This is a genomic window from Bartonella sp. AA83SXKL (assembly GCF_042196965.1).
Classification (GTDB): domain Bacteria; phylum Pseudomonadota; class Alphaproteobacteria; order Rhizobiales; family Rhizobiaceae; genus Bartonella.
The window spans coordinates 1-7,506 of record NZ_JBHIRG010000036.1 but is presented as its reverse complement, the minus strand read 5'-3'; the positions used below and the strand labels follow the sequence as shown (position 1 = coordinate 7,506).

At 42.0% G+C, this 7,506-nt stretch carries 5 protein-coding genes and 3 pseudogenes; all 8 read left to right on the top strand.

Features of this window, described 5'->3' with window-relative positions; all coding sequences use genetic code 11:
- Nucleotides 1-258 (top strand): annotated as a pseudogene (locus tag ACFINO_RS08700) (hypothetical protein); the annotation flags it as partial.
- 97 nt (nt 259-355) lie between these two features.
- On the top strand, nt 356-1,135 hold the full coding sequence (locus ACFINO_RS08695; protein ID WP_375655463.1) for a hypothetical protein: 780 nt from the start codon (nt 356-358) through the stop codon (nt 1,133-1,135).
- Nucleotides 1,136-2,508: 1,373 nt separating this feature from the next.
- Nucleotides 2,509-3,363: pseudogene (locus ACFINO_RS08690) on the top strand (phage tail sheath family protein); the annotation flags it as partial.
- A complete protein-coding gene (locus ACFINO_RS08685; protein WP_375655462.1) occupies nt 3,360-3,878 on the top strand; it encodes a phage major tail tube protein in 519 nt (172 codons plus the stop codon). The pseudogene ACFINO_RS08690 and the gene ACFINO_RS08685, both read left to right, overlap by 4 nt.
- Before the next feature lie 42 nt (nt 3,879-3,920).
- Complete coding sequence (locus ACFINO_RS08680; RefSeq protein ID WP_375641046.1) at nt 3,921-4,334, top strand: hypothetical protein; 414 nt, start codon at nt 3,921-3,923, stop codon at nt 4,332-4,334.
- Nucleotides 4,335-4,465: 131 nt separating this feature from the next.
- Nucleotides 4,466-6,802 (top strand): phage tail tape measure protein, encoded by a 2,337-nt coding sequence (locus tag ACFINO_RS08675; protein ID WP_375655461.1) that lies wholly within the window; start codon nt 4,466-4,468, stop codon nt 6,800-6,802.
- Nucleotides 6,803-6,958: 156 nt separating this feature from the next.
- Nucleotides 6,959-7,420 (top strand): phage tail protein, encoded by a 462-nt coding sequence (locus ACFINO_RS08670; RefSeq protein ID WP_375655460.1) that lies wholly within the window; start codon nt 6,959-6,961, stop codon nt 7,418-7,420.
- Nucleotides 7,417-7,506 (top strand): annotated as a pseudogene (locus tag ACFINO_RS08665) (phage tail protein); the annotation flags it as partial. The gene ACFINO_RS08670 and the pseudogene ACFINO_RS08665, both read left to right, overlap by 4 nt.

Sequence of the window (7,506 nt, the reverse complement as noted above, 5' to 3'; positions counted from 1 at the left end):
TCTTCAAAAATTTATGGCAAGGTTTATGGCAATGCTAGCGTGGGTGGGTATGTTAAGGTCTATGGTTCTGTTTATGGGAATGCAAAAGTGACTGGTTATCACACCATTAGAGGTTTGGTACATGGCAATGCAAGGTTAAAAAGAGATGGTTATTCATATGTCAAACAAAACTTTTATTATGCATATGGAATTCCTGAAGATTGTGAAATTTATGAAAACGATACCGTTGTAAAGATTATTGAAAATAACGCTGCGTAAAGACGCGCGGGCGCGGCGGGGGCGCCTGCTTTTTAAGCAAATTTTCCATTCCAAATTTTATCAAATGTTTATCACATTAAATTGTGAGGGTATCTCTATGTGCAAAAAATACGAATTAACCAGTGAAATCAAAAAAATCAAACATGCTCTTACTCGAAATATTATAAACCTTTATCGCATTAAAGCTTTAAAAGATTTTGATGATGTAAAGGCGGGGTCTTTAGGCGGCTTTATTGAAAAGGAAGTTAACCTATCCCATGATGGTAATTGCTGGGTGTATGATGAGGCTTGTGTCTATGGTCATGCAAGAGTGTATGAAAATGCAAAAATACGCCATTTTTCTCAAGTCTGTGGTCAAGTTTATGGCAATGCTGAGGTCTATGGAAAAGCTTTTATCTCTCAATATGCTAAAGTTTATGACCATGCTTTTGTCTATAGCAATGCTCATGTTTATGGCAATGTTTATGGGTATGCTCATGTGAATGGTAGTGCCCGCATTCTTGCTGATGCTCATATTTATGATCATGCGCATGTTTCTTATGATGCTACGGTTTTTAGTTATGCACGCGTTTATGGTCATGCCAAGGTTTGTGGCTCTGCTTGCATTTATAGCCATGCAAAAATTTATAATTATGCTGTTATTAATGGTCGTGCTAAAATTTATGGCAAGGTTTATGGAAATGCTTGTGTGAGTGGCTCTTGTGAGATTTATGGCTCTGTTTATGGCAATGCTAAAATCTCATATTGTGCAACGATCTGGGGGCGTGCTTATGGCAATGCAAAAATCAACAAAAAAAGCAAAGTAAGGTTGGTTCCAAAAAATTGTGAGGTGTATGAAAGGGATAATGTTGTCAATATAACTGATAAAACAGAATAAAGAACGGCGTGGGGGGCGTGCTTTCTTTATGGTGTATAAACGCATATAAAATGCATTGCTATAAACATATCATAAAAGAGAGAGTAACATAAAAAAAGCCGTGTCAAATGATATGACGCGGCTTTCAAATAGCGTTTCTTATTGATTAAAATGAATCATCCACAATGGAGTAATGAATGCATATATACAAAACGTATCATATTGCAAGCGCTCTATGAGAGATATGAAAACTTATCAAAAGGAATGTAAATGTGCGTATGATCTTTAATCACTCATTTGAATGAGAGAGCCTATAAACGCTCGGTAGCTTTAACAATCCAATCAAAAGAACATGCATATTAAGTGAATATCTTATAACAAAACGGTTTTTTACATATACGATCATTGGTTTTTAAAAGCAGCTTTTTATAAGATAAATAAACAAACGCTTTTATAAAATGTAAGGTTTTCAAGATTTTGCTCTGCTGTGAAATCTAGATCTTCGTTTTTCATAAATGAAACGTTCTTAAGAGCAAATGATAACTAAGTTATAACTGTGATAAAAAGAAGTTTTCGTTTATTATAAAGATCTCATTTTATGTTTCAAACGTTTAAACGTGCATTTAAAGAGGTTCTCATAAGCGTATTTGTACTTTTCATTAAAACCTAATTTCTTTAAATATTAGCCGGTCCATTTTGGGGGCATTATCTTAGAATAGAGCATTCTTTAAATATTACAGCTTTTGACTTAAAATTGAGTAAAATCCCATGCCTTATGATGTTACAACGGTTTTAAATTTTCTTGCTTGCGTTATATCATTAAAAAGCTTTCTCTTTCATAAGACATAACATTGTGATTTTCATTCTATAGTCATGATATTATATTTATGCTGATTACTTATCATTTTCTAAACTTTTAGAAAGCGTTTTAAAAGTGATCTTATCTTTAAATCCTTTTATGCAATCTTTATAAATTAAACCTATAAGCTTATGACAGTTTCAAACGATTACCCTTTAATAGGTAATAAATATTGCTATAGCATTTTTAGATTTTACGCTTCTCAACTTTGAGAACTGTAATTTTATGTTTTTATCATGTGATCAACAATCTAATCTTTAAAACAATGTGATTTGTGCTGTGATAAAAACGTGTCATAAAATTTATGAACTGTTATAAATGATATCTGCTTTTCATTTCATTTGAATGCACACATGCGTTATAATATTTGTATCATGATTAGCTTTTTATGGTCTATTCATACATGGCAATTGTTTATAAAAAATGGTCAAATGAATCACGTATAAAAATGTGGATTCTTAAGTGGATTCATATAAAATAGTTGCAAACAACCTATTGACTTTATTGTATTTTTTGATATTATGCCGGAATTGAAGTGGCAGACGCTTTGGAACAGGTTGCAGAAAAGCTGCAAGCGATTGCGGTTTTTGATACGGGTGGTAAAAACACGCAAGAAAGTCTTGCCTATCGTGCAGATTTTTCCTCACGCTTTTGTTATTTGATTGATCCCTTTGTACGGGTGGCAAATCGTGAGGGGGGTGTTAGTGTTAAACCCGCAAGTCCTTTTGCAGCAGCCATGTTTATCAAACGTGACAAGCAAAGGGGCGGTGTTTTTTGGTCTCCTTCCAACCAAGATGTGCATGGCATTTTAGGGACAGCACGCCCCATTAGCTACTTTGATGGGGAAATTGATCATGAGGCAAATCGCCTTAACCAAGCCGATATTGCGACCTTTATTCCAGCACGGCTTAGCCAAAATGGGCAGGGAGAAGTAGCTGCCAATGGCCGCATTTTATGGGGAAATCATACCACCTCCAGTGATCCGCTCTGGCGCTTTGTCAATGTGGTGCGCACCCGTGCAGCTTTGGAAAAAACCATCATCAATAATTTGCGCCCTTGGGCCAATGATGAGAATCTGACTGGTCAACATGTTATTGCCATTACCCGCTCTTTGACCAGCTTTCTTGATGATATGATTGCACGCGGTGCACTGCTTGGTGGGCGGGTTTGGTTTGATCGTGATTTAAATTCAAACAGCACTTTACAACTGGGGAAATTGCGGGTGGAATTTGATGCAGAAGAAGTGCCACCTTTAGAAGATTTAAGCTTTGGCAGCCGGCGCAATGGAGCTTACTTTAATCGGCTTGCTGAAGATATCCAAAAGAAAATGACATATGCCTTTGGTGATACGCTAGAGGGTTATCGCAAAGCAGCAAGGAGTGACATATGACTTTACGCATTGTACGCGGTTTTACCTTGATTGTTGATGATGATGTTAATCTCCATCTTGATCTTGAAACCCTCAAATTACCTACGTTGGAAGAAATCACTGAAACCTATCAACCGGGCGGCTCTGATATGCAAATTGATGTGAGCGGTCTTGGTGTCAAAGCCCTTGGCTTGCAAATGAAAATCCGCAGCCATACCCCCGAAATTATCGGCATCTTCGGTGGTCCTCCTGGTCTTCGTCATAAATTCACTGGCAAAAAACATGTGATTTCTGAAGAAGATGGGCGTGAGCATGAACATACCATTGATGTGACAGGGCGGTTGGTCAAAGTCGATAGCGAAGGCTTAACAGCTGGGAAAGCCACAGGCTATGATTGCGAGATCAAAAATATTTGGGACTATACGGAATTTTGGGATGGTTCTGTTTTGCACCGCTTTTCCTTTAAACGGGGCGGCTGGCTTGTCCGCAATGGGCAAGAGATCGGTTCTCGCCGCCGCTCTATTCTCAACTTATAAGCTCTCATTATTGATAGGGTTCTCAATTTATAGGAATTGATCATGACAAGTTTACAAACCAGCATTGACGTGGAATTGCAGGTTCCATTTCTTTATCAAGATAAAGGTGGCAAAGAATCTCTCTGCAAGAAACTGACCTTTTATCGCCCCACTTTTAAGCATGCCAAGCAATTAGCGGTGCTCATTGGACCACAATTGACAGAGCTGCTGCTTCCTGAGTTTGGAGAGCAAAAAACCACTTTGAGCAATGATGTGCTTATCACGAAGCTTTCTCAAGTTTTGTTCACAAGTGAGGCAACAGAAGGCATCACAGCACTTTTGGCTGATATGTCACATGAATCTATTGAATTGATTGATCGAGTTGATGTGATGGATATTGTCGCAATATTGAAGGCTTTTTTTGCTTTTTTTACGCAACGCCAATCCTCTCTGCCAGACAATTTGGAGCAGAACTAGCCCTTTATTATCACTGGGCGCCTTCAGAGATTAACCAGATGGATTGGCTGGATGTGATTGCCTATCGAGAAGAACTCGCACGCTTTAAAGCCCAAGAATATGAAAGTCATCAGTTAGGATAAGAGACGATCATGGATGTTTCCCTTGTTGTGCGTTTTGTTAATCATCTGCAAGAGGGGATAGCTTCTGCCAAGCGGGATCTTGCAGCCTTTAGTTCAGATATTGCGCATTTCCAAAACAAGACAAGGCAGCATTTTAAAGGGTGGTTTGACCCTGAGCATCTTGAGGATGCGACAAAGAATGCGGAAAATGCTTTTATCCAAGCGCGGGGGCGCATGGTGGGTGCCATTGCGCAAACAGCAACCTTAATAGCGCCGCTCTATAAAGCCATGCAATTTGATCAATCGATGAAAGGATTGGAAAAGGTTCTTGATGCTCCTCTTCATCGCTTAAAAGAATTGCGCCGTTTTGCGCTTGAAACCTCCACCAAGATTCCGTTAGCGGCGCGTGAAGTCTTAGAATTGATGACCAGTGCCAGCCAAGCAGGGATTGGCGAACAAGATCTAGAAGCTTTTAGCATTTATGCCGCTAAAGCAGCTGTAGCTTTTGATATGACGGGAGATCAGATTGGGGAGCGCTTTGCCAAATTGCGCAATGTCTTTAAGCTTAATCAAGCAGGCATTGAAGATCTAGGCGATGCTATCAATCATCTCTCTAATCACATGGCGGCAAAAGCCAGTGAAGTGTCTGATTTTACCAATCGTGCCACCGGTGCGGCAACCATGTTTAAGCTCACCGCGCGCGAAACTGCGGCATTTGGTACAGCGATGATTTCTGCTGGGATTGTTCCAGAGAGTGCTGCGCGTGGTTTTAATGCCATGAGTGCCCGTATTCAGGCAGGAGGCAAGCATATTGAAGATGCTTTTGCCAATATCGGGCTTTCTCGCGAAAAATTCATGCAAGATCTGGACAAAGATGCCACCGGCACCTTGGTGCGCTTTTTTAATGTGTTAGGTAAATCCGAACAGGGGATGCGCTCGCTGATTGCCATTGCGGGGCGCGATTTTACTGGTGATTTTGCCAAATTGGTGGGTAACCCCGAATTGTTAGGGCAAGCTTTAGATTATGTGAAAGATCCACAAGTCTTTAAAGGCTCTGTAGAACAAGAAGCAGACAAACAAGCAACCGGTGCCATGCGGCAATTTGAACTCTTACAAAACCGCATTGTGGCTTTAGGGATTAGCATTGGTGAAGTGCTTCTGCCCCCCCTCAACAGTTTAATGGAAAGTGTTGGCAATTTTACCAATGGGCTTATGGCGTGGGCGAATGCCCATCCCACTTTAACAAGCGCCATCATCAAAACCATTGCTGCCCTTATGGCTTTTAATATTGCTCTACGGGTTTTGCGCTTTACTCTTGCTGGCACACGTCTTGGGCTTCTTCAATTGATGGGCTCTTTTATCAAGATGGGTGCTGTTAGTCGTGGTCTTTCTGCAAGCTGGCGGGGCTTAGCAGCCGCAGGGCGCTCGCTGGGCTTGCTAACCGCGGGTCTTGGGGCAAGTTCACTCCGACTCTTACGCCCCATGACCTTGTTGGTCGGGGCTTTACGGGGGATTGCTGTCTCAGGAAGTGCATTTGCTGCTTCTTTTGGTTGGATCGGGACAGTGATCGAAGTGGTTGGAGCTGGTATTGCCTCTGTTGCGGGGGCTATTTTTACCCCGATCGGGGCGGTCATTGCTGCTGTTGTGGCTGTCATCCTTGCTGCTGGTTTTGCTTTGTGGAAATATTGGGACCGTTTCTCTTCTTTTGTCAAAGGTTTTGCACGGGGGGTATCTCGGGCTTGGGGGCGTGCCTTTGAAGCCGTCATGCGTTTTTTTGGTGCTGATACCACTACCATTACGCGTTGGAAAAATATAATCGCCAATGCTTTTGATCTCTCTCAAGTTTGGCAAAAGTTTAAACAAGGGCTTAGCGCTGTTGTTCAAAGCTTTGAAGGTTTGTGGGAGGGCGTTAAACAAAGCCTTTCCAATTTTTGGCAATGGTTGAAGAGTTTTTTTACACAGGAAAAGCTCTCTGATGATGCCAAGGCTGGTATGGAACAAGCCGGCGAAGATTTAGCCAATTGGATTGTCGATGGTTTTATGGCCCCCATCACAAAGTTGAGTGATTATTGTAAATCTTTGCCTAGCCGCATTAAGGGGTGGATTGGGTCGATTGATGTAAGAGAGTTTTTGCCAAGTTTTTTGGGAGGTAAAACAGCCATTCAGCCCATAGCACAATTTGCGGGGGCGGGGCATGCAAATTCCCCTTTCACAGAAGCAAAAAGCAAAGATCACTCCCCCATCACACACAATCAAAATGTCACGGTGCATGTTAATGGGGCGCGTGAACCCATGGCCACTGGTCGTGCGGTTGCCCATGCTTTGCAACGGGCACGTGCCAATGCGCTGCATGGCGGGACAGAATGATACGGGCTACAGAATAAGGGAAAAGACGGCGTGCTGGAAAGAACACAATGAGGGGAGGGATGAAGTGCTAGGAGAGCGCAATGGTAGGAGAGATGCAATGATACGTTTCGAAAGAGATGACGTGCTGGAAGGGATACAATCAAGGGGAGGGCGTCTATGAGAGATCCTTTGCTAATGTTAGGACCACATCTCTTCTATGTAGACTGGCTGAATTTCCAATCCTTTGAGGAAGAGTTTTCTGCTTCATGGGTTTGCCTAGAGCGTTTTGGTGAGGCTCCAGGTTTGCAATTTACCGGTTATGGCAATGACCCCAAAACCATTCATGGGGTGTTGTTTCCAGAAGAGTTTGGGGACCGTGCAGCCATTGATGCCATCACTAGAACCATTCGTGTTGCCAAGCCTGTCCAAATGCTTCGTTGGATCAATGATACCACCTATAGTGTCCTTCTCCATGGACCCGTAGTAATCACCACGATCAATAAAGACCACGACTATATCAGCCGCTCTGGTCAATCCCAGCGTATCCGCTATTCCATTACGCTCTTGCCCTTTTTTAATGGCGGAAAACCACAAGGACAATACCAAGAGGGACAAATCCAAGTGGGACAAACTCTATGAAGATACCAGAAAAGCATGTGGTTGTAGAGCTAGAGGATATGAGTCTCGATTTCCTTTGCTTTCACCATGCCATGGCAGTGTTCAGA

What these genes read in the sequence shown, in the direction of transcription:
- ACFINO_RS08675 (WP_375655461.1), top strand. Translation starts at nt 4,466, where the DNA reads ATGGATGTTTCCCTTGTTGTGCGTTTTGTTAATCATCTGCAAGAGGGG.
- ACFINO_RS08680 (WP_375641046.1), top strand. Translation starts at nt 3,921, where the DNA reads ATGACAAGTTTACAAACCAGCATTGACGTGGAATTGCAGGTTCCATTT.
- ACFINO_RS08670 (WP_375655460.1), top strand. Translation starts at nt 6,959, where the DNA reads ATGAGAGATCCTTTGCTAATGTTAGGACCACATCTCTTCTATGTAGAC.
- ACFINO_RS08685 (WP_375655462.1), top strand. Translation starts at nt 3,360, where the DNA reads ATGACTTTACGCATTGTACGCGGTTTTACCTTGATTGTTGATGATGAT.
- ACFINO_RS08695 (WP_375655463.1), top strand. Translation starts at nt 356, where the DNA reads ATGTGCAAAAAATACGAATTAACCAGTGAAATCAAAAAAATCAAACAT.